At 58.3% G+C, this 22087-nt stretch carries 21 protein-coding genes and 1 tRNA gene; 11 read left to right on the forward strand and 11 right to left on the reverse strand.

Annotated elements, in window-relative coordinates; translation table 11 throughout:
- Positions 1 to 289 (forward strand): TrmH family RNA methyltransferase (locus HMPREF3011_RS11295; RefSeq protein ID WP_305764124.1); only part of this gene is annotated, 289 nt, incomplete at its 5' end.
- A gap of 556 nt (positions 290 to 845) precedes the next feature.
- Here HMPREF3011_RS11295 and HMPREF3011_RS00805 read toward each other — a convergent pair.
- The 3 genes from HMPREF3011_RS00805 to HMPREF3011_RS00815 are packed head-to-tail and all read right to left on the reverse strand — an operon-like array spanning position 846 to position 3417.
- Entirely contained in the window at positions 846 to 1718 is an 873-nt protein-coding gene (locus HMPREF3011_RS00805) for a metal ABC transporter permease (protein WP_038626582.1), read from the reverse strand.
- Positions 1718 to 2398: a metal ABC transporter ATP-binding protein gene (locus HMPREF3011_RS00810; protein ID WP_049180933.1), complete on the reverse strand. Its 681-nt coding sequence runs from the start codon at positions 2396 to 2398 to the stop codon at positions 1718 to 1720. Before HMPREF3011_RS00810 ends, HMPREF3011_RS00805 begins: the two co-directional genes overlap by 1 nt.
- Positions 2399 to 2400: 2 nt before the next feature.
- Complete coding sequence (locus tag HMPREF3011_RS00815; protein WP_049180932.1) at positions 2401 to 3417, reverse strand: metal ABC transporter solute-binding protein, Zn/Mn family; 1017 nt, start codon at positions 3415 to 3417, stop codon at positions 2401 to 2403.
- A 317-nt stretch (positions 3418 to 3734) separates the two neighbouring features.
- Between HMPREF3011_RS00815 and HMPREF3011_RS00820 the strand changes: the two genes are divergently transcribed.
- Together HMPREF3011_RS00820 and HMPREF3011_RS00825 are read left to right on the forward strand one after the other, a co-directional pair.
- Positions 3735 to 4841: a LacI family DNA-binding transcriptional regulator gene (locus HMPREF3011_RS00820; protein WP_038626578.1), complete on the forward strand. Its 1107-nt coding sequence runs from the start codon at positions 3735 to 3737 to the stop codon at positions 4839 to 4841.
- Between the two features lie 101 nt (positions 4842 to 4942).
- A complete protein-coding gene (locus HMPREF3011_RS00825; RefSeq protein ID WP_038626576.1) occupies positions 4943 to 5566 on the forward strand; it encodes a flavin reductase family protein in 624 nt (207 codons plus the stop codon).
- On the opposite strand, the gene HMPREF3011_RS00830 is transcribed toward HMPREF3011_RS00825, so the two are convergent.
- From HMPREF3011_RS00830 to HMPREF3011_RS00840, 3 genes are all read right to left on the reverse strand, one after another.
- Entirely contained in the window at positions 5548 to 5967 is a 420-nt protein-coding gene (locus tag HMPREF3011_RS00830) for an META domain-containing protein (RefSeq protein ID WP_224786626.1), read from the reverse strand. The genes HMPREF3011_RS00825 and HMPREF3011_RS00830 overlap by 19 nt on opposite strands.
- 71 nt (positions 5968 to 6038) lie before the next feature.
- On the reverse strand, positions 6039 to 6416 hold the full coding sequence (locus HMPREF3011_RS00835) for a hypothetical protein (RefSeq protein WP_038626573.1): 378 nt from the start codon (positions 6414 to 6416) through the stop codon (positions 6039 to 6041).
- Between the two features lie 221 nt (positions 6417 to 6637).
- The gene (locus HMPREF3011_RS00840; RefSeq protein ID WP_070595472.1) at positions 6638 to 8290 is read right to left on the reverse strand and encodes a threonine/serine exporter ThrE; all 1653 of its coding nucleotides are present in this window, start codon (positions 8288 to 8290) and stop codon (positions 6638 to 6640) included.
- Between the two features lie 360 nt (positions 8291 to 8650).
- On the opposite strand from HMPREF3011_RS00840, the gene HMPREF3011_RS00845 reads away from it, so the two are divergent.
- Positions 8651 to 8726: transfer RNA gene (locus tag HMPREF3011_RS00845), tRNA-Thr, on the forward strand.
- 129 nt (positions 8727 to 8855) lie between these two features.
- Here HMPREF3011_RS00845 and HMPREF3011_RS00850 read toward each other — a convergent pair.
- On the reverse strand, positions 8856 to 10358 hold the full coding sequence (locus tag HMPREF3011_RS00850) for a hypothetical protein (protein WP_070840980.1): 1503 nt from the start codon (positions 10356 to 10358) through the stop codon (positions 8856 to 8858).
- 546 nt (positions 10359 to 10904) lie between these two features.
- Here HMPREF3011_RS00850 and HMPREF3011_RS00855 point away from each other — a divergent pair.
- Both HMPREF3011_RS00855 and HMPREF3011_RS00860 read left to right on the forward strand, forming a co-directional pair.
- Positions 10905 to 11279, forward strand: coding sequence for a hypothetical protein (locus HMPREF3011_RS00855; protein ID WP_016421434.1), 375 nt, complete (start codon positions 10905 to 10907; stop codon positions 11277 to 11279).
- A 138-nt stretch (positions 11280 to 11417) separates the two neighbouring features.
- The gene (locus HMPREF3011_RS00860) at positions 11418 to 12260 is read left to right on the forward strand and encodes a PaaI family thioesterase (RefSeq protein ID WP_038626554.1); all 843 of its coding nucleotides are present in this window, start codon (positions 11418 to 11420) and stop codon (positions 12258 to 12260) included.
- Positions 12261 to 12269: 9 nt separating this feature from the next.
- Here HMPREF3011_RS00860 and HMPREF3011_RS00865 read toward each other — a convergent pair whose 3' ends face one another.
- The 3 genes from HMPREF3011_RS00865 to HMPREF3011_RS00875 all read right to left on the reverse strand — a co-directional run bounded on the left by HMPREF3011_RS00865 (position 12270) and on the right by HMPREF3011_RS00875 (position 14342).
- A complete protein-coding gene (locus HMPREF3011_RS00865; protein ID WP_049180884.1) occupies positions 12270 to 13043 on the reverse strand; it encodes an esterase/lipase family protein in 774 nt (257 codons plus the stop codon).
- On the reverse strand, positions 13033 to 13752 hold the full coding sequence (locus HMPREF3011_RS00870) for an esterase/lipase family protein (protein WP_038626550.1): 720 nt from the start codon (positions 13750 to 13752) through the stop codon (positions 13033 to 13035). Before HMPREF3011_RS00870 ends, HMPREF3011_RS00865 begins: the two co-directional genes overlap by 11 nt.
- A 167-nt stretch (positions 13753 to 13919) precedes the next feature.
- Entirely contained in the window at positions 13920 to 14342 is a 423-nt protein-coding gene (locus tag HMPREF3011_RS00875) for an HIT family protein (RefSeq protein ID WP_038626548.1), read from the reverse strand.
- 80 nt (positions 14343 to 14422) lie between these two features.
- Between HMPREF3011_RS00875 and purD the strand changes: the two genes are divergently transcribed.
- From purD to HMPREF3011_RS11185, 3 genes are all read left to right on the forward strand, one after another.
- Entirely contained in the window at positions 14423 to 15697 is a 1275-nt protein-coding gene (purD, locus tag HMPREF3011_RS00880; protein ID WP_038629163.1) for a phosphoribosylamine--glycine ligase, read from the forward strand.
- A gap of 247 nt (positions 15698 to 15944) precedes the next feature.
- On the forward strand, positions 15945 to 17072 hold the full coding sequence (locus tag HMPREF3011_RS00885; protein ID WP_038626546.1) for a pyridoxal phosphate-dependent aminotransferase: 1128 nt from the start codon (positions 15945 to 15947) through the stop codon (positions 17070 to 17072).
- An 816-nt stretch (positions 17073 to 17888) separates the two neighbouring features.
- Positions 17889 to 18044: a hypothetical protein gene (locus tag HMPREF3011_RS11185; RefSeq protein ID WP_162837147.1), complete on the forward strand. Its 156-nt coding sequence runs from the start codon at positions 17889 to 17891 to the stop codon at positions 18042 to 18044.
- A gap of 66 nt (positions 18045 to 18110) precedes the next feature.
- Here HMPREF3011_RS11185 and trpB read toward each other — a convergent pair whose 3' ends face one another.
- Positions 18111 to 19289, reverse strand: coding sequence for a tryptophan synthase subunit beta (gene trpB, locus HMPREF3011_RS00890; protein ID WP_371440755.1), 1179 nt, complete (start codon positions 19287 to 19289; stop codon positions 18111 to 18113).
- A gap of 568 nt (positions 19290 to 19857) precedes the next feature.
- Here trpB and HMPREF3011_RS00895 point away from each other — a divergent pair.
- Positions 19858 to 21288: a TrkH family potassium uptake protein gene (locus HMPREF3011_RS00895; protein WP_038626542.1), complete on the forward strand. Its 1431-nt coding sequence runs from the start codon at positions 19858 to 19860 to the stop codon at positions 21286 to 21288.
- Positions 21281 to 21982 (forward strand): potassium channel family protein, encoded by a 702-nt coding sequence (locus tag HMPREF3011_RS00900; RefSeq protein WP_038626539.1) that lies wholly within the window; start codon positions 21281 to 21283, stop codon positions 21980 to 21982. Before HMPREF3011_RS00895 ends, HMPREF3011_RS00900 begins: the two co-directional genes overlap by 8 nt.
- Positions 21983 to 22087 lie beyond the last annotated feature (105 nt).

Below are 22087 nucleotides of genomic sequence, written 5' to 3' on the forward strand. Positions count from 1 at the left end.
GGCGACCAACATGGTGCGCTCGCTCAAGCAGTTCCAGAAGGCTGGTTACCAGGTCGTTGGACTGGATGCCGGTGGCGATCACACTCTGGACACTTACGACGGCACCACCCCGGTGGTTGTGGTCGTCGGCTCCGAGGGCAAGGGACTTTCGCGCCTGGTGCGCGATACCTGTGACACCATCATGTCCATTCCGATGACCGGTTGGGTTGAGTCGCTCAACGCTTCCGTTGCTGCCGGCGTGACTCTGAGTGAGTTTGCCCGCCAGCGCCGGGCAAAGAGTAGCCAGTAGCGCATTTGATACCCCCGTAGGCACCATTACCAATTCGTCATAGTAATGGCGTTTACGTGGGGTATTTTGCGTTCTAAATGGCGGCCGGTACTTATGGCTACCCCCAGTAGTTCAGCGCTTTAAAGATAATTCTATTTCCGGCGTGCGCTGCAGAAATGACGGCGTTATTATCACTTCCAACAGAAAATTATCCGTAGTTTCCTGAAGGGGAGGGCGGGCAAATCATGCTCCTAGAAATGGGGGCGTAATTGGCCGTAATTTAGGGATGCTCACGGACCTAGCGGTGGCTTGTACAGCTAGCTTTTGGGTCACTGAGATGTCAGACCACGACATCCTCAGCGTTAGTTTTTCTGTCTGCCGGGTCACCCCATTTCGGCAGCCTCGCAGTCTTAAAAAGAGCGGGGGTATTGGAGTCTGCTTTTAGAGAATCCAGTAAAAATACGGGCAGCCCCTCGGTGGCGAGAGGGGAGGTGGACGCACCTTCTCCGCAATCGTCACTCGAGGAGCTGCCCGATGTTTTTGTTGTTTTAAAAGCCACTCCGAAAAGCGTATGTGTCTATTTGCTCCACTTGGCAGCCTGAACGTCGTCACGCGTTGCCTTACGCGACTGCACCGTTCCGATGGCGTAGCAGGTCAGGTAGATGACGAACGCGATTGTTGTCACTAGAACGCTGACCGGGATGCCCGGTGCGAGCGAGAGGACGATGCCGCCGACAGCCGCGACCTCGGCGAAGATGGTCGACAGGATGATGGCCTTCACCGGCGAGGCAGTGACGAATGCGGCCGCGGCACCCGGGGTGATAATCAGGGCGATGACGAGCAGGGAGCCGACAATTTGCACGCCCTGGGCGGCGACGAGACCGGTGAGAATCGCGAAGTAGATCGATAGCGCCTTGACGTTGACACCACAGGCGGCGGCCATGATGGGGTCAGCGGAGGCGAATAGCAGCGGCCGCCATTTCCAGGCAACGCCGCCGACGACGATGACCGCGACGATGGCCATCGTCCATAGAGAAGTGTCAGTCAGACCAATGATCTGGCCGGTGAGAAGTGAAAACGCGGTACTTGTCCGGCCAGGGTAGAGGTGGATAAACAGCACCGATAAGCCCATGCCGAAGCTCAAAACCACGCCCACAACCGCATCTTGGCGCCCTCGAAGCGACAGTGCTGCCAGGACTATTGCGATGAGCACCGAGCCGATAATGGCGCCGCTGCTGACACTGACACCCAGTAATAGAGCCGCGGATGCGCCCATGAGTGCCAGCTCACTGGTGCCGTGGACCGTGAAGCTCATCTGCCGCATGACAATCAGGGGCGAGATGATGCCGGAAATTAGCCCAAGCAGTGCTGCTGCAATGAGGGCATTGTGGACGAATCCGACCTGGAGTAGGGCGGCGGTGTCGGAGAAATACTGAGCCAGTAGGGTCATTAGGCGATAACCAACTTTCCCTCGACACGGGCAACCACAATTTTGGTTTGGTAGAGCTCCGAGAGCGTCTCTGAGGTGATAATTTCCTCGACCGATCCGACCGCATGTCCATGCGGCGTCAGGTAGAGCACCCGGTCACAGACGCCCAGGATGGGGTTGATGTCGTGGGTGACAAAGACGACTGCCGTGTCATTTTCCCGGCGATGCCGGTCCAGGCGCTTGACCGTGGTTCGTTGTGCCGCAGGGTCGAGGGAGAGCAGAGGCTCGTCGCAAAGCAAAAAATCCGGCGCCGAAACGAGCGCCTGTGCCTGACGGACAAGCTGCTGCTGACCGCCAGAGAGCGTGCCGACACGACGGTCCGCAATACCCGTTGCGCCGACAAACTCCAGCATCTGGTCGGTGGCGGAGCGGTTCTTGCCGGCCGCCAGCTCGACGAGGTCGCGAACCCGAATGGGCAGCGAGGGCTCGAACATCCGCTGCTGCGGAATGTAGCCCAGGTTTCCGTCGACTTTTACTGAACCGTGAGTCAGCCGTCGCATGCCAAGGGCGGTGGTCAGCAGCGTGGATTTGCCGACGCCGTTCGGACCCAGGATGGCCAAGAACTCGCCGGGCTCGATATCCAAATTCAGACCGGACCACAGCGGTTCGACGGCTGCGTCAGTAAAAGTCAGTGAGGGCAAAGTTATGCGGACTCCATATCGGAAAGGGTTTGCTTGTAGAGGTCAAAGAACGACTGGTCAGTGCTGGGTGACTCAAAAACATCGACGATTTTAACGCCCTTTGCTTTGGCTGCCTCGACGAGTCGCTGCGAGACCTGGTCGTGGGTCTGTGGCGAGTCGATGAGGTAGTCCAGCTCGCCGGACTCGATCAGCTTGAGCATTTCATTGACATCGCTTGCCGACGGCTCGGACTCATTCAGCGTGGACTGACGGTAGCCCTTCGGGGTGATGTCCTTGATCTTCGTGTCCTTCAGGATGTCATCGGCCAGCGGGTGAACCTGAGCAACCTTAGCGGCCTTGAGCTTGCTCTTGGCCTCTTCGATGTCCTTGATTTCCTTGTCGACAGCCTTGGTGTCGGCCTTGGCGCCCATCTTGGTCAGAGCTTCGGCGAGCTGCTCTGCAGTTTCTTCAACCGCATCGGTGTCGTACCAGACGTGCTCGTTGGCCTCGCCATCGTGGTGGTGCTCGTGGCCTTCGTGGTCGCCATGGTCGTGGTCGTGGCCGTCGTGGTCATGGCCTTCGTGGTCGTGATCGTGGCCCTCGTGATCATGGTCATGTTCATGGTCATGGCCCTCGTGATCGTGATCGTGATTGTGGCCCTCTTCCTGCGGCAGCGCAGAGATGATGACCTTATCCTTTGCGTCACGCAGAGAGGAGGTCAGCCATGCGTCGTAATGCCCGCCACCTGCGACGAGAATATCGGCGTCCTCTACCTTTGCCATGTCGGCTGCGGCCGGTTCGTAGGAGTGAGGATCGATGTCGTTGGACGCGATAATCGGGTCGATGGCGACCTTCTCGTCGTCGGTGACTGCGTCGGCGACGTCCGCCCAGACCTTGGTGGAGGTGACCACCTTAATGGTGTCTTCGGACTTGTCCGCGGACGTAGCGCTGTCATCATTGCTGGAGCATGCGCCGAGACCTGCGACGAGGCCGGCGCTGGCGACTAGCGCCGCGATGCGCGTGGAAAAGCGTGCCTTCATATATGTATCCAATCCTGTTGCGGGCTGAATTATTTCCTCTATTCAGCTCCTGAGTATTAACCGCTATTGAAAACAGTTGTCTTTTAGTTCAAAGAATATAGTAGTGGCTGCGGAGACCCAGTCACAAGGCGGATCGCTGCCGGAGTGGCAGAAATGACAGTCGCGCACATTCGTTGGGTAAAGTTGTCCGCGATTAGATGCGTGTAATGCTCGTTGCAGTTCTTTTCCATAAAACTGAGGTTTTCTACCTGAGGTAGATGAGTGAAGATAGCTGAGCGCGCAGTCACTGTTGGTTTTTCAAGAAGGGTCGGTATTCCGTGCAAAGTCGGCGTCGTCGTGGCACCTTGGCTTCCATCGCAGCAGAACTTGGGGTCTCGCGCACGACTGTGTCCAATGCTTACAACCGCCCTGACCAGCTCTCAGAGAAGTTGCGCGAGCACATCCTGGAAACGGCGGAGAGGCTTGGTTATCCGGGGCCGGACCCAATGGCTCGGGGTCTGCGCATGCGCCGGGTTGGCGCCATCGGCGTGCTGTTCACCGAGCACCTCCCATTCGCTTTTGAAGACCCTGCGTCGGTGGATTTTCTCGCCGGCCTTGCAGAAGAGCTCGGCGAAATGGGCGACTCCATGTTGGTCATCCCAGCTTCCTCCGAGGAGGGCGGGGACGTAGATCTCAATCTGATTCGGCAGGCGGTGGTCGACGGCTTCGTGGTCTACTCCGTCGCGGACAACGATCCGTTCCTCGCTGCGGTGCGCGCTCGCGGCTTGCCGACGGTCGTGTGCGACCAGCCTGCAGATGCGGCGGCTCTACCGTTTGTGGGCATCGACGACCGTGAGGCCATCAAGCCCGCGGTGCGGCACCTGACTGAGTTGGGGCATAGGAAGGTGGGAATCCTTTCGGTGCGCTTGTCGCGTACCCCGAACTCGGGATATGTTACGGAGAAGCGACTGGCAGAAGCTCATCACCAGGTGCAGAAGAATCGTGTCGAAGGTGCGCTGGAAGCGCTTGCCGAGGCCGGTATTCAGCAGGCAGATGTGCCCATCATCGAGCGTCACCTCAATGACCGCGAGAACAACCGCGATGCGGCTCGCCAGCTGCTGACCGACAACCCAGATCTCACGGCGGTGGTCTGCACTACCGATACTCAGGCAATTGCGGTCTTGGAATATGCCAAGGAGAACGGAATTCGTGTTCCGGAGGATCTGTCCATCACCGGCTTTGACGGAATTGAGCGCGCCCTCTTCCACAACCTGACCACCGTGATTCAGCCGAATAGGCAGAAGGGCATTGCCGTCGGCCGCGCGCTGGCCGAGGAGCTTGAGGCCGCACACGAGGACAGCGGTCGCGCTCCGCGCGTCTTGCTAGAGACTGAGTTTGTCGTTGGAGCGACAACTGCAGCGCCGTCGGTACCGTCAGCCGGGTAGCGGGCACGAGGGTAACAACATCGTGGCGCTATCGGAGGTTCCTGGGGTGGTAAACCCCACCTCGTCTTTACTGTGTTCGGATTCAGATTAAGGTCTATTACATGACAGATTCAACAAATTCGAGCACCGACCGATCAGCTGCGGCTCTCAATAGTCCGGAAGCTACCCGCGACGACCATGTCGAACTTGGTGGCCCCGTCGAATTGGATGAAATGTCTATCCGTGGCGCGATGAGTGAGTTCACCACTGGCGTGACCATTATCGCCACCGAGGATGAAGGCGAGGCGTACGGTTTTGCCTGCCAGTCTTTTTCCTCTCTCAGCCTCACTCCACCGATGGTTCTGTTTACTGTCATGAAGACCTCGCGGTCGTGGCCGCACATACGGAACGCTGGACGTTTCTCCGTCAACGTGTTGGCTGAGGATCAGGAGGATATCTCGGCAGCCTTCGGTCGCAGTAATGGAGAAAAGTTCAAGACGGGGAAGTGGACCCGCTCTGAGCTGGGCAACCCTTTACTGCACGGCTGCTCCGTGTGGATTGATTGCACCGTCGTCGATGTTTACGAAGGCGGCGATCACTGGATTGTGACGGCGGATATTGTGGCTATCGGCAAGCGTGAAGAAATCAATCCGCTCATTTACCACCGCGGTTCTTACGCACGGGTTTCTCACCCCGGCATCGATGCGCCTGTTGATCAAAAGTGGCGTCAGCGCCCCTCGGTGTAACCCGAGGTTGTCGCAGTCCAGCCACGGCGATCCTCGCCTGGCTTGGTGTCTTTCATCTCTCGCATGCGCAGACCGTTGTTGTCCTGCTTGTAGGTGAATTCGCCCGCAACAATTTTGTGGAAGCGCTCCGAATAGGTCTGCGCCTGGTCTGAGCAGTCCAAACTGCGAGTCTGCTCCGGGGCGCCGAATTCGACCGCCTCGCCCTTCCACTGCAGCGAACCAGAGCCGTTGCCACAGGAATCAGCGAAAGTATATGTTGTCTGCCCCAGCGTAATAGTCGGTGCCTGCGTTCCGTCCGGCACACCGTGGGGCAGGTTTGGGTCATCAAAAATCGCGGTTATCTGCCACTGCTTGCCGACGATCTCCGCTGCCGGCTTTGCCTGGCATGCGGTAGCCGTCATGGACACCGCCGCAACGACAGCTACTGTGGCAACCGCCTTTTTCCCGCTCCGCCCCATGCTGCGTGACCCCGTTAGTTAGCTGCCTTCTTGGTGCTCTTCTTAGCAGCCTTCTTCGTCGTCTTCTTGGCGGCCTTCTTTGTAGCCTTCTTCGCCGTCTTACGAGTGGTCTTCTTTGCTGCCTTCTTGGCCGACTTCTTTGCAGTCTTCTTAGTGGACTTGCGTGTGCGCTTTGCGGTCTTCGGAGCGTTTTCCTTCTCGTACTCCTCGTGAACCTTCTTGAAGCTCAGGCCTTCCTTCTCCACTCCGAGCATGCACATCAGAGTGACGGCATCGTAAAAGTCCTCGGCGAAGGTAGCCACAATTCGCCGTGCGCCAGCAGCGGTCTTTTCTTCGACCTTGTGAAGAGCCTCGTTCTGAGCAGTGCGAGTGTCTGTGACCTTCGGTGGCACGAATCCTCCTGGCAAGCATGGCCTTAATTGCGCCCAATACACCTACTTCTGCCAGCCATCTCGCCATATGCTCCCGTCACTGAGCTCAACCGAGTTCAGCGGAGAAGGAATGGGATTGTGATGACGCAGTTTCGGCTTTAAGCGCTACTTACAATTCAAAAACCTAATTCTACCACGTTGTTGATAGGTCGCGCGGTGTGGACAATGCTCCCACGGTACGGCTAGTCCACGCGCGGGTTCATACCGCCCTTGAAGCGGTAGTTGCGTGGACGGCGAGGCTTGTTCCGCGGATTCACAGGACGGATGCGACGCATACCGGCCCGGATTGGACGGGTCAGGCCACTGTCTTCGCGCAGTGCGCGAGGGCGACGGAGCCTGCGCGCCATCCATTCACCGAGGACAATGCCCGCAGCTAGTGCCGTCGCAATGCCCAGCGCTGAGGCCAGCGCCGTAAACCCCTTGGTCGGGTGGTCGTGCAGCAGTGCGTGCATACCGCGGTAGATTGTCATACCCGGAAGCAGTGGGGTTACGCCTGCCACTGCCGTAATTAGCGGCGGGATGGACCAACGTCGTGCCAGCAGGCCACCGATGAGACCAATCAGTGTTGCTGCCGCGCCTGCGCTGGTCACCGGATGAACTCCCAGCGGAGTCAACACGTAGTAGTAGGTCATTGACCCCAGCAGGGCGACCGTTCCGGACACTGCCAACGCGGTGAACCCAGCATTCGAGGCCAACGCAAATGCGATTGAGGCGGTAGTTCCCGCTATCACCCGCACTGTCGCCTGGGCCAGGTTGAGGTCGGAGCCCGCGATGACGTCGGGAAGCGGAATGCCCAGCATTCCAGAAAACTCGATGCCCATCGCGATGCCAGCGACGATGCCGCCGGTCAACAGCATGGTGTCGAAGAAGCGCGCTGAGCCAGTCACTGGCGCGCCGGTGATGCCGTCTTGCAGTGCTTGCACGAGGGTTAGGCCGGCGAGCATCACGATGATTCCCGAGGCAATTAGCCTGGATGGCTGCATTTCAAAGGGAAGGTATGCCTGTGCCGCATTGAGTACAGCAGCGGAGAGTGTGGCGATGAGACCGCCGACTGCGTTTTGGAAGAATGTGGGCAACTCGCGGGCGGCAAGCTCGCCAATCACAATGACAATGGCCAGTGTGACGGCAGCCGCGATGAGAGCGACCTCGAAACCAGAGCCGAGTAGCACTGTCACAGATGAGGCCAGCAACGCCCAGCCAGCGTAGATGACGCGGAGGCGGTATTTTGCGGGCTCACGCTCGACCTTGTCGATAGCCTCAATAGCCTCCTCCAGGCTCAGATGGCCCGCGCGAATTCGGCGGATGACACGGTCCGTGTGGCGCAAGCGCTCGAAGTCGGGCACTGGTGCGGTGACTACGCGCATAGCCGTAATTGGTGTGCGGCGGGCACCGATGAGGTGGTAGACCGTCACCGAGGTCAACGTGATGTCAACCTGGATCTGGGTGAGGCCATAGGCTGAGGTCACGGTCTTAATCTGCAGCTCGGTGTCGCGGTTGCCCGAGCCACATGCCAGCAGCAGTCCTCCGATGCGAGCAGCGAGATCGAGTACGGCCGTAACCTGGCTGGGGTCGGAATAATCAATCGGTGCCAGCGGCAGTGGGGTAGTGGTCGAGTGCACTAGGTCGACAGTTGCCGTTGGGCCGGAAACGAAATCAATCACGCGCTGCTTGAAGGTGGACTGATTGTCGATTGCAGGAAACTGGGTCTGCGGAGTGTCGTCGTAAGAGACAGTGGGGTCAGCGGGGTAAGCGACAGCGGCTTCGGCATCGTAGGCATCATCCTTCGCAGCGGAGTTTTCTTCGGCGTTGGATTTGTTGCCACCATCGAATGGCATGTCGACACTTCCTTTCCCCGATACTGCCTGGGGTGCGTTGCAGCGCTATTGCAAAGACGAGTTCTAGAGGCGTTGCAGCAACATAGCCCCAGTGATTTAGCGATAGTCACACTACCCCGTCGGTGACGGAGAATCTCAATTCGTTTTCGGTGGGGTGAATTTACCTATCTGAGCGGGGCTTTTAGTGTGCAGAAAAGTGTTCAAGAAGTGCGGTTGCAGTATTCCTGTGGTGTCGTTTTTAACTTCTGCTTGCCAACCTGTACAATCGCCTGTCAGCGGCACAGCTGAGTTCGATTCTCAGGTTGACTCTGATTCTTTCGAGCCAGCGACGGCTAACGCCAAAAGGGTCGCTTTAAAGTTGCCGGGATGGCGCAATTGGTAGCGCAACTGATTTGTAATCAGTAGGTTACGGGTTCGAGTCCCGTTTCCGGCTCCAAAACCCCAGGTCAGGAAGTTTTCCGGCCTGGGGTTCTTTGGTTTAAAGGAGAAAAGTAGGGGGTTAAGTAGCGTGAGGGGTGAAATCGTCTAACAGAACGTCCGCATCCCTTCTGCCCCGTAAGCCGGCTTAGAAGCTGGAAGAACCACCTGAACCGGAAAACCCCGAGCTAAACCCGCTGTTGACGCCGCCGCTACTAGAAGAGCTGTCGCGGGCAGTGGTGGCATCGCTATCCCAGGTGCTCACGACATAGAAGGGCACGTAGCCGTGGTAGCCGGAGCCAGCGAAGAAATTAGAGTCGTAGATGCGCGTGCGCTCGGGGCGCTCGTCGGCCTCATTGCGCTTCTGCAGCTGGGACTGCACGTGCTCCGACAAGAGCGCGGAGCGATCCAAGAGTTCTAGGTAGCGCTCCATGAACTGCGGATGGTGTGGTTCCTTGGATAATTCAGTGGCGGCATCTTCCAACTCCTTCGCGTGGCGCTCAAGCGTCGAGTCGATGCTTGCGGCCAAGTAGCCTGCCTGTGCCAGATCCTTCCCCAGCTCGTAGAGTTCATAGCGGCGAGCATCCGCATCAGCGTTCTCAATGCGGTGCAGCTTTTCAATATTGACCTCAGCGGTTTCCACGCGCTCGCACAGTTGGCGCGCATTGGCGATGAGCTCAGAGCGTGAGCGGAATTGCTCATCTGGCGCATCCGCCGGAATCGACATGAGGGAACCAACCTGGCTATCGATCGCTAGGAAGTCATCGCGCAAACCCTCCCAGTCCTGGCGCAGGCGCTCATCCACCAGTCCTGATTGGAGCGAGTGCGCTCGAATATCAATCTCCCTTAGCCGTTGCGCCACATCGGTGTAGGTCTGCGACACGTAGTCCCAGTCCTCGCGTGCCTGCTGTGCCTTCTTCTGTCGGCTGCGGCGTATACCGCCGGCGAGGCCGACACCAGCGCCGCCAACGCTCAGGCCCGCCACCCCGAGGCCAACGGCCGCCCCCATCCGATCCTCTTTTGCGCCCTCGTACTGAGTATCCGCAGCACGGTCTACGTCGATTGCAGCCGCTGCGCCAGCAAAGAGGCCAGCAGGAATGTTGCCATCCCGCACGCCCGGCTTAATTGCTTCGATGGACTGTTTCAGATGGCTGTCATTCTTGCGTAGCTTCATTTGAGCAGCCACGTCCTCACCCGCGAAGACGAAGGCTTGGCGCGGATCAAGGCCCACGCCGACGAAGACCTGGCCATCAGCAAACTTATCCTTGCCGATGAGCTCCTGGTGGTTATCGCGCAGGTACTCCTCTACGGAGTCATTAACGTTTTCCTTGTTCTCGGCAAAGACCATGTAGTGCAGCTCTTGGGCCACGTCAGGGGCGGCGATCAGGGAGACATCGCGAAGCATGCGCTCTTCTTCCTCTGGGGTGAGCACATCGTCCGGGTCCATGATGTCAGCCTGTACCTCACGCTGCGCAGTCTTCATGACGTAGTCGGAGCGCTCGGGCACATCGAGAATTGCCAAGCAGGTGCCCGCACCGACACCTCCGAGAAGTAGGCCGCTCACTGCTGCTGCGCCGATGATGGAGCCGATGGAGGTCACTTTGGAGCTGCGGTTGGCTGCAAAAGGTTTAATATCGCGAGAGTCGGTCACGGTGATTCTCCTATTCGCGAGCGATTGGCCCCGCCAGTTTTATCCGGTCTAAGGGGGCCGGGGCGGGGAGCAAAGGATTCTTTTGAAGGCAGATTAAAGGGCAAATGCCTGTCGGGGGCTGGGGCGGGGGAATTTTCTGTCACTTATGCGCACGTTGTCGGAAGTCCCGGTCGACATATGGATGAGCTTTCCACTTATGGCCACGCTGCTGCGTATCGATAGGTGAATATTGCATCGATAGGACAGCGCAACACCGACAGCCGGACAGCGCAACACCGACAGCCGGAAAATCACAGGCCACGGAACGTTCACATCTGCAACTCTAGCCCCATGCTTCACAGGGGTTGCATGTGCATGTAAAGTGGACTTTGTTTTTAAGTCATAAGCGTCGATAGGGCTGGTCTCGGGGAAGGGCCTGCGCTATGGGCGCTTTTGGCATTTTTCCGCAAAACCTTCCAGAAAACCCCACAAGCTGGGGTGATTTCTCCGAGAAAAATATTCTACGATAGAGCCATGTCAGAGGTGCTCTTTGTCAGTAGTTCAAACATGGGACTCTCACGCGTACTCGAAGGGCTGCTGCGGCAAGCTGCCCCAGGCCTGACAGTTTTGTCAGCAGGTATCAGCATCGATGATGATGACCGCGGTCTGGATGAAGACGCGCGGCGTGCGCTCTGTGAGGTGGGGGCACGGTGCGATGGCGATCCTCATCAACTCACGCCGTCTCTCGCAGACAGTGCGGATGTGGTCATTGTTGTGGGGAAAATCGACGTTTCGGACTACATCGCGCCAGATGTAGAGACTGAGCGCTGGGAATATGATGACCCAGCTGACCGCGGGATTTATGGTTATTCCCGCTACGCGGAATTGCGGGATTTCTTCACTCTGCGCGTCAATACGCTGGCGGAACGGTTTGCTGCCTAAATAGTCGCTGAAATAGTCGCTGTCTTAATAAAAGGTGGGGCGCGGGAACCGTCGTAAAGCATGTGCTGAAGCTGACACACTTTTGTTTTCTGACAATAATGCCCGCGTTCGCCCGGTCAACACCTAATGTAAGTAGTTATGTCTATTGGTCCATCGCTGCGACGCACCCTGTACAAACTTGCTGAGAAAGAGATGTCCCCGGCTAAGGCAAAGTTCTTGCTGAACATTTGGCCGCCGCTGTTTGGCACCGGCATCCGTATCACCGAGATTGCGGATGACTGGTCTGAGGGACGATTGGAGCTGCGCCTAAACGCTCTGACTGCGAATATGCATGGCGCGGCATTTGGCGGTGCACTGTTTTCGATGACGGATGTGCTGTTTGGCACGCTGGTTATGCAGCGCCTGGATGTCAAGAAGTACGAGGCGTGGACGCGAACTGGGTCGTTTGAATTTATCCGGCCGGGTAAGAATGGTGCGTACCTCGAGGTAGAGGTGCCGGATGAGATGGTCGAAAAGCTTAAGGCCGAAACCGAAGGTGGCTATTCGACGGTCGTTCCATACACCTCTGTAATCCGAAACCGCGATGGTTCCCTGGTCGGTATTGGTCAGCAGGAGCTCTACGTGCGCCGTCGTGGTCGTAAGAAGCCGCCGGCCAATCCGAATCAGCAGGATCGTGTTGCCGGTGAGAACCTCATCTCTGCTGCTCGCACTCTTGCGCGGCTGGGGATGCGCGGGGTGGAAAACCGTGATGTGCTCGTCCAGCAGGAACGCACCGCACGACGCTGCATTTCGCCAGAGTCGCGTGCAGTCGCATGGCTCCACGGGGTCCTCGAGTACGGCGATGTCACTGTCGACGACTACCGCGCCGCAGGGCTTCCCGACGTCGTCATCGAGGCCCTCACCTCCGATAACCCCTCGCCAGCCGCGCAGCAGCTGCTTGCGGATGTCGTCACCGCGCGCGAGTCGCTGACCAAGTTCTAGGTCGAAGCCCTACGCCAATAGCCGAGTGATTAGGTCGATCACCTCGGAGTCTGTTTGCTGCTTCCAATGCGCAACAGACCTGCCCTCCAGCTCGGTTTCGAGCAAAACAGTTTGGCTGTCTGGCAGGAAGCTCTGCGCGGTATCGGACCACGGAATGACCAGGTTGTCATGGTGGCTGATGACATTAATCCAGTCAGGTGCGGCTGCCTTGCGCCCTCGGAGGTGCGGGGCAGTGTTGGCTGCAGGAAGTTCATATTTTCCTGCAGCTACCGCAATCTGATCGGCTAAAGCCTGTCCCATTAGCCAGCGGGCAGGAGCCCCATTCCACCAGCCCAAAATGCGGGAGATCTCAGTCAGATTTACACCGCCGACAGATCCCGACACACTGATGACACGTCGAAACGAAAAACGCTCGCATTCATGGTTTGCAAGACGCGTAAACAGCAGGAAAGCCAGTAGCCCACCCTGCGAGTGAGCCACAATATCGACCGTGTCCGAGTTCGTTTCAGTGCAGACTCCGTTGATATAGGACTCGACCTCGGCGACAGAATCTACAAGGGCAGCAGTGCCACGGTCTCCGTAGGCCGGTACATAGACTCGGCGGCCGAGGGTACGGAGACCGTCGGCAAGCGGTGCCCACGCGCCGGGACTATCGAGCGTGCCATGAAGTGCGATAACCGGAACGGGGTCTCTGAGGTCCCCCGACGCTGGACTCGGATTTGGTGAGGACGGATGTGCGGCTGTCGGTGGGAAAATCCGCGTTAGGAGCGGTCTATTCCGCATGCTCGATTGGGTCAAAATCCTCGCCTACCAGCTTGAATAGTGCCTCGCGAGTAAGTGCGCGGGGACGCCAATCGTGCGCCATCTGCTCATGCAAAATTATTGCTTGAGGGAACGTGTCCTGCACATAGAGATTGGTGACCATGCCTGTGTCACCATCATCCAAGAAACAGGACTGTGGCGGGGAAATGAGCTGGTCATACTTGGTGGCAATGCAGGTGTAAGTAACACCGGGACCGAGGATATCGTGGGAATTGGAGTTCAAAACCATCTTTGAACCCGTGAGCTGTTCCAAACCGGAAACGCCCCAGTAACTCTGAACGAAGTTGCTCATCAGCGACTTTGTGCCGGGGATCTTAGTGATACTGGAAGCGATGCCGCCCAGATTGGTGCCGTGATTGGGCGCGGCAAGGCAGACAACATGCTTGATGTACTTGGAAATGCGCAGAGAAAGCAGAGTGGCAATTAAGCCGCCTTGCGAGTGCCCCACGATAACGGCGTGCTTTGCGTCAGTGGCGTGCAGGACAGCCTTGATGTAAGGCACGAGCATGTCGATGGACTGATTGATGGGGTCTGTTGCACGGTGTCCAAAATCTGGCGCGAAGACAGCCCAGCCATCCTCCCGTAACTGACCGCCGAGGGTCTCCCAAATACCCTTGACCTGGCCTGTTCCATGCAGGAGGATGACCGGCCACGGCCGGGATTTGGACACTTTGGCTCCCCAGTTATCTTCGAAAACACCGCGCAGCGGACGGAAGATGGCATAGGGGAGCGATGCTGATCCTTCAGCTGCAGCCGGTTTTTGCGCCTCCGGTTCCTGCGCTTCAGGGGCAGGAACCGGAAGTTGTTCTTCCCGAAAATCCTCGTTTGAAGCGGCGATTAGCGCACCAACTTTCCGTCTTCATCAGTCCCGAGGACCTTCCGTAGCTTAGCGGCGGCCTCATCCATGGACTCTGCGGAAGGATTGCGATCGACCGACTGGAGGTTGTAGCCGGACATGTCGTGGGCAGGGAAGATATGGATGTGGGTGTGCGGAACCTCGAAGCCGGCGATGAGGTAGCCAGCACGTGGAGCGTCAAAAGCGGAGACAACAGCCTGACCAACCTTGTGGGCAACCTCATTGAGGTGAGCCCACAGCTCAGGCGAGGCATCCGTCCACTTGTCCACCTCTTCAATAGGGACAACCAGAGTGTGACCAGGTGCGATTGGCTCGATGGTCAAAAATGCGACGACCTTGTCATCGCGGTAGACAAAACGACCGGGGAGTTCACCGTTGATGATCTTGGTAAATACTGTGCTCATGTGCCAAGGGTAACCCGAATAGCGGATTGAGGGGTTGGGCGCGATGAGAGTTATCCGGGCTGATTAGTAAGATGATTGCTATGCGCATCCTCGTAATTGGCTCCGGTGCCCGTGAGCACGCCCTGTTGTACGCAATGAGTAAGGACCCGCAGGCTACTGATCTTCACGTAGCCCCTGGTAATGCGGGTATGAGTGAAATTGCCACCATGCATCCACTGGTCGTGGATGACCCCGCTGGCGCTGTTGCGCTGGCCAAGGAAATTGGGGCCGATTTGGTTGTTATTGGCCCGGAGGTTCCGCTGGTCGCGGGTGTGGCAGACGCGCTGCGCGACGCTGGCTTTGCAGTTTTTGGCCCGAACGCGGACGCGGCTCGGATTGAGGGGTCTAAGGCTTTCGCTAAGGACGTCATGAAGGCGGCTGGAGTAAAGACCGCCTCGGCAGAGGCCATTCAGCCGGAGGCTTCCGATGAAGACATCGAGGCCGCCATTGACCGCTTTGGTCCGAACTGGGTCGTGAAGGATGACGGTCTGGCTGCTGGCAAGGGCGTTGTGGTCACTAAGGACCGCGCTGAAGCTCTTGAACACGCAAAGGCGGTGCTGGCAGCCGGTAACCCGGTGCTGCTGGAGTCCTTCCTGGATGGCCCGGAGGTTTCCCTGTTCTGCCTGGTCGACGGCGAAACCGTCGTCCCGCTGTTGCCGGCTCAGGACCACAAGCGCGTCGGTAATAACGACGAGGGGCCGAACACCGGTGGCATGGGCGCTTACAGCCCGCTGTCCTGGCTGCCGGAAGGCGCAACTGAGCGCATCGTCACCGAGGTCTGCGAGCCGGTCGCTCGTGAAATGGCCGCTCGCGGCTGCCCGTTCCAGGGTCTGCTGTACGCGGGTCTGGCCTGGGGCGAGGACGGCCCGGCTGTCATTGAGTTCAACTGCCGTTTCGGTGACCCGGAGACCCAGGCCGTGCTGGCGCTGCTGGAGTCCCCGGTGGCGCAGCTGCTCAACGCCGCTGCTACCGGCACATTGGCGGACTTCAGTCCGCTGTCTTGGCGTGATGGGTACGCTCTGACTGTTGTGCTGGCAGCTGAAGGCTACCCGGTGTCGACGCGCACGGGCGATGTCATTGAAGGTGCAGAGCCTGGTCGTGAGGCAGATGGCATTCTCCACGCAGGTACTGCCCGCAATGCTGCAGGTGAGCTGGTCTCCGCTGGTGGCCGTGTGCTCAACGTCATCGGCGTTGGTGACACGCTGGAAGAGGCTCGCGACAAGGCGTACGAGACCATCAAGACCATTAAGCTCGAGGGCTCGCACTACCGCACCGACATTGCACTACCTGCAGTTGAGGGCCGCATTTCCATTTAAATAATGCTCGAGGCGGTCAGGCTGCACTCGAATACCTCACTGGTGCACCCACCCGGGCTGAATTGGATTTCCCGGGGGCCTCGGTGGCTGCAAAGATGAAGGTATGCACGCCGAATCTCCGCAGTCGCCAAAGTCGTTGCAGTCACCGCAATCACCGCAGCCGTTAAACTTCTCGGGGCCTCCGCAGGCATCCCAGCCCGAGCGCGATCTAGCATCCCGCCGCAGTGAGGTCGCACCTTTCCATGTGATGGATGTTCTCGCGCTCGCACAGGAGCGTCAGCGTACTCACGGTGACGCTCTGTTCCTCTGTGTGGGGCAGCCCGCGACTGCGGCCCCGGCTGCCGCGATTGCCCGTGCTCGTGCCGATTTGGAAAATCAGGTTCTGGGCTACACTGCGGCCGTCGGCACGCCTGAGCTGCGCGAAACCATCGCCGCCTGGCATCGTGAAAACTACGGCACGGCCACGGAGGCTGCTGATGTTGTCATCACCACCGGTTCTTCCGGCGGTTTCGTGGCACTTTTCCTCGCAGCGCTCGACGTCGGCGACGATATTGTGCTCGCGCGCCCGGGCTATCCCGCATACCGCAATACTCTGCAGGCGCTCGGCGCCAACATTGTCGAGATTGACTGTGGTCCCGAGACTCGCTTTCAGCTCACTGTCCAACACCTGCAGGAACTTCCGCGCGTGCCCAAGGCCGTGATCGTCACCAGTCCGGACAATCCCACTGGCACCATTATCGATGCCGACGAGCTGCGTGCCATTGCGAAGTGGTGCGAGCAGCACGATTGCCTGCTCATCTCCGACGAGATTTATCACGGCATTACCTATGGTCGAAAGTGCGCGTCAGCACGCGAGTTTTCTGATGCGGCGGTCGTAGTCGGCAGTGTCAGTAAGTACTTCTCGATGACCGGCTGGCGCGTCGGCTGGCTCATCGTTCCAGAGTGGCTGCGTGCGCCCCTGGATCGACTCGAAGCCAACCTCACTGTCTGCCCACCGGCAATTTCGCAGGAAGCGGCGGTAGAGGCGTTCAGCGCCGAGTCCATTGCCGAGCTCAATTCGCACGTGAGGCGTTACGCGCGCAACCGCGACGTTTTGCTCGAGGGGCTGCCCCGCGTCGGTCTCGGTAATATCGCCCCGCCCGACGGCGGTTTCTATATCTATGCCAATATCGCAGGGCTTTACGACGACCCGAACTCCGTCGACTCCATGACATGGGCTCGGGAACTGTTGGCTGCAACGGGCGTGGCCGTTGCCCCTGGAATCGACTTCGACACAGAGAACGGCCATGAGTGGGTTCGCCTCTGCTTCGCCGGTGAGACTTCCGAGATGGAAGAGGCTATTCGGCGTATTGGGGCGTTCACTGGTCGTGGTTAAGCGGCCGTTAGCGACGTTTGCGATGTGATTTACCTCACCCTTTCAGGGGTGTTTTTGAGGTCGGTTGAGATAGGGGCTCGGTGGATGAATCGCTGCTTTAAATCCTGTGTCGGTAACCGCTTGCTGGGCTGATGTTGGGGCAGTTTTGGGAGGGAGGCGTTGGGGCTCTGTTTTCCTGACTGCTCGTTCGCCGTAAAGGCGGAAAAACTGCCTCTGATTGAAGGCTTCGTGGCTGCGGCCACATCCAGCGAGGCTAGGGTTGAGTTGATAGAGGGGGGGGATGGCCTTCACGGTAGTGGTTTCGGCGGTCGGCAGCTCTGTCGGTGGGCTATTTATGCTGGCAGTGGGTTCTTTTTCTTTAACTGGCGCTGGGGTGGACCCCTGGGAAGCTGGTGGCTATTCGTGCGCGGGGTGACGATTGGGTGTGGTGTGTAATCCACCTTCAACGATGGTTACAAGCGCTTTCAGTGGGGATAGTTTATGTTCGGCCAAAAGAGACTTTCGCGCCTGGCTTTCGACTGTGTAAAAGAGCGTGATTTTGAAGCGGTTATCAAGGGCAGTAAAGCGAGGTATGGGGCGGCGTTGAGGGGCACTGTTTGTGGCTCAGTGTCTGAGCTAAAAAGTGTCCAAAAGTTAACAAACGGTTAACTAAAAATAAAGTTTAGTGCTTGCCAGGTCTTGTGTTGTCGTCTACGGTTGCAAGTCATAAGTTCCAAACGGTTCGATGAAACATTGTTTCAACTGCGGAATCGCAAAGAATCGGTTGGAGAAGTCCAACAATAAAGATCAAAGAGATCTTAAGAGAGGTGACCTCTGATGAACGCATTCAACGAGATTATGGATACTGTGTCCCCGATTTTCCAGGACGGCAAGGAATCCAAGCAGGATGCGCTGGCATCGCTGCTTGCCGAAGCCATCGTGGAGGCGAACCCGAAGCAGGGCATCGCCGCTGACGATCGCCGTGCTGCCTAACAAGAATTAGCTTTGGTCCGATTCCTGCTAGGCAGCTAGTGGGGAAGCAATACCTACTGGTTATTCCTACTGGTTCAGGAACTCCCGGACCTGCTCCATATCCTTATCACCGCGACCCGACAGGTTCACGAGCAACAACAAAGGCTCATCGCCTTCGTGAACCGGCAGCCCGAACTCGCTACCAGCGGCAGGGTTGGTTTCACGGAGTCGCGTAATTTTAATGGCCTGCGCCAGCGCATGCGAGGATTCCATCGCCGGAATAATGCCCTCCATGCGGCTGAGCAGCTGGAACGCTTCCAGCGCCTCCTCGTCGGTAATTCCGACATAGCTGGCGCGGCCATTCTCCTTCAGCATGCCGTGCTCCGGGCCAACGGACGGGTAATCCAAGCCCGCCGAGATGGAGTGCGATGGCAACACCTCGCCGTCGTCGGAAAGCATGACAAATGAGCGCATGCCGTGAAGGACACCAGTCTTGCCCCCATTGATGGGCGCGCCGTGACGATCGGTGTCGAGTCCCTCACCTGCAGGCTCGACGCCAATGAGGGCGACATCGGAGTCGTCGATGTAGTTAGCAAATGCGCCAATGGCGTTGGAGCCGCCACCGACGGCTGCGATGACAGCGTCGGGAAGCTTGCCGTAACGCTCGACCATCTGACTGCGGGACTCCTCCGAGATGACCTGCTGGAATTCACGCACGATAGTGGGGAATGGGTGCGGCCCGGCGGCTGTGCCCAGCAGGTAGAACGTGGAGTCGAGAGTCTTGCTCCACTCGACCAGTGCCTCGTCAATAGCATCCTTCAAACCGGCCTCGCCGGTGGTGACGGGAACGACCTTCGCGCCCATGAGCTCCATGCGCTCGACATTGGGGTGCTGGCGGGCGACATCGTGCGCGCCCATGTAAATCTCGCACTCAAGTCCCAGCAGCGCTGCGGCCATCGCGGTGGCCGTGCCGTGCTGGCCTGCACCCGTCTCAGCAATGAGACGGGTTTTTCCCATGCGCTTTGCCAGCAGCGCCTGGCCGACCACGTTGTTGCCCTTGTGCGCGCCGCCGTGGTTCAAGTCCTCGCGCTTGAGCACAATCGTCGTGTTCGGCGTGGATAGACGTCTGCATTCGAACAGCGGGGTTGCGCGGCCGAGGAAATCGCGACGCAGTTCTTCCAGCTCGCGCTGGAACTCCGGATCGCTCATCGCCTCGATGTAAGCCGCTTCCAGCTCATCGAGTGCTGGCAGCAGGAACTCCGGCACTTCCTGTCCACCGAAGCGACCGAAAATGCAGGCAAGAGGGTTTCGCGCACCTCGCCCGCGCCGTTAACGCTTGCCGACGGCACCCTGGTTGCAGTCGGTGCTGAAGCCTTGGCGATGGCATCCGCGCTGGGGTTGTAATCAGTCATTGAAGAGAGCCTTTCGTTGCTGTTGTTTATTTCAGCGGGCCCTGGTTCTCTTCGCCGAACCGATAAAAGAAAAGAGCCCGCCAGATTTATCTTCTTGCGAGCTCGTACTTGACGGGTTTGCCGTCGACATTAATGAGATGACGTGACGTTGCTCGCGGACTTAGGCGAGCCACCACCACTGTGCGCCGCACGGCGCGGGTGTGTTCATCAGGGGTGTCATCATGAATCTGACCATAACTCAAGGTTTCCGTAGTAGCCAAAGCGGGGTGGGGTGTGGGGGCAGGGATGGGGCGCGAAATGTGTACGGGATATCGCAACGGTGTCTGGGGTCGTAAAGCAGCTCCCCGCTAAGTCCCGGCATATGCAGAGGCGGAATATCAGCATTCCCCTCGACATCGCTGGCCACGAGGACTAACGTTCCGATGGTGATTACGCTGTCGCGGCAGGCCACTAAAACACGTCGGGGAGTTCGTCCCACGACGTTGGTGGTGTGGTGTTATGTCGCCTTGATAACCGCTGGCACGGTTTTGTTAATGCTGCCGATTTCGGCGGTCAATAGCCATCCTACGGGGCAGTGCGCCCCGAGCCCTGGGGATATGTGTTTGCCCACGGCGCTGTCTGATGCGCTGTTCACAGCCACCTCGGCAACAAGCCTGACCGGCCTGATCACCGTAGATACGGCCACCCATTGGTCAACCTTCGGCAAGGTCGTCATCATGTTGTTGATTCAGCTGGGTGGTCTCGGGTTCATGACCTTGGCTTCACTTTTCGGCCTCTTCGTAGCAGGAAGGCTCGGCCTGAACCGCCGTGCCGGTGCCCGCGTTGAAGGCCGCGGTATGGATATGGGCGAGATTTCGTGGGTTGTCCGTGCTGCCGTTAGCTTCACTCTGTTGGTGGAGTTTGTGGTGGCAGTGGCACTTACGCTGCGGTTCCACTCCGGATACGGGTATGGCTGGGGAAAGGCTGCATGGGAAGGCTTGTTCCATGCCATCTCAAGCTTCAACAACGCCGGTTTCGCTCTGTATACCGACAATGTCATCGGGTTCTATAGCGATGCCTGGGTGCTTTTGCCACTGGCCTTCGCCCTCATCGTGGGTGGTCTGGGTTTTCCTGTTTTGCTCGAGGCCTGGCGGCACGGCAAAGCGTGGCTTAGTGTCTGCACTCGAGGACAGCTGCCTAAACGCTGGTCGCTGACTACTCGCTTCACCATTAAAGGCACGATTCTGCTGATTGCTTTGGGTACGCTCATGGTGGCTTTTGGGGAGTGGTCCAATGCCATGTCTGGATTCACCGCGGGGGAGAAGATACTCAACTCATTCTTCGCTGGTGTGAGCCCGCGTACCGCGGGGTTCAACGCGCTCGATTACGCGGAGTTCCACCCATCGACACTGCTGGGCACTGACTTCCTCATGTTCATTGGTGGTGGCACCGGCGGTACTGCAGGTGGCGTGAAAATCACGACGTCGGCAGTCATTCTCGCCGCTGTTCTCGCGGAGATTCGCGGTGACACCTCCGTGTCCGTGGCTAGGCGGCGCCTCAACCCAAAGGTGCTGCGCCAGGCTCTCGTTGTCCTTGCCTTCGGTATCGGCCAGGTATTCCTGGCAGTAATCGCCGTCAGTTTCCTAGCACCACAGTTTTCTACTGACCAAATTCTTTTTGAAGTAATCAGTGCTTTCGCCACGGTAGGCCTTTCCACAGGTATTACCGCCGACCTGCCGGTGGCAGCACAGGCAATCTTCATCGTGCTGATGTTCACCGGACGTGTTGGCCCAATCGCCTTGGCGACGGCCTTGGCCGCCCGCCCACGCCAGCGCGTCTACGAATATCCAGAAGAAAGGCCCTTCATTGGCTAACTCGAAATTCAACCCGTTTGCTGGTTTTGCAGATCATTTCTCCAACCAAGCCAGCTCTTCGCCTGTTGTCATCCTCGGTATGGGGCGTTTCGGACAGGCACTCGGCGAGGAGCTGGTCGCTGGCGGTATCGAGGTTCTCTGCGTAGACCATCGCGAAAAGGTGGTTCAGGAGCTGTCCTCGACCTTCGACCACGTGGTCACCGCCGACACCACCATGCCGGAGGTACTGAAGCAGCTCGGTGTCGATGAAGCCGAACGTGTTGTTATCGCCATCGGCAGTGACATTGAGGCTTCATTGCTGACCGCGTCTGCGCTGGTGGATATGGGGGCGCCCATGATTTGGGCAAAGGCCGATAACCAGGCCCACGCCAAAATCCTGGGCCAGATTGGTGTGCACCACGTCATTCGCCCGGAGGCCGACACCGGTCGTCGTATTGCGCACCTCATCGGCGGCAAGGTCCAGGACTTCCTGGAGTTCGACCGCGATTACGCAGTAGGCAAGGTCGCGCCGCCAATCCACTGCCTGGATAAGACGGTGGCGGAGATTAACCAGAGCGCACCGATTACGGTTGTCGCCGTACAAAAGCGCGGTCAGCGATTCCGCCCTGCGCTTGCCGACGACCGCATTTCCGCAGGTGATCTCCTGATTGTCTCCGGCGCTATTCGGCAGTTGGAGACATTCGCCGGAGAGTAACAGGAAGCGACGGAGTCCGTGCACGCGGGGCTCCGTCGCGATGGAAATCAACGACCAACAGTGTGGAAAGGCGGGGTCCACGCCCAGCTCAACGGGCTGCAAATG

Origin of the sequence: Corynebacterium sp. HMSC074C04, assembly GCF_001838295.1 — a bacterium.
Taxonomy (GTDB): Bacteria; Actinomycetota; Actinomycetes; order Mycobacteriales; family Mycobacteriaceae; genus Corynebacterium; species Corynebacterium amycolatum.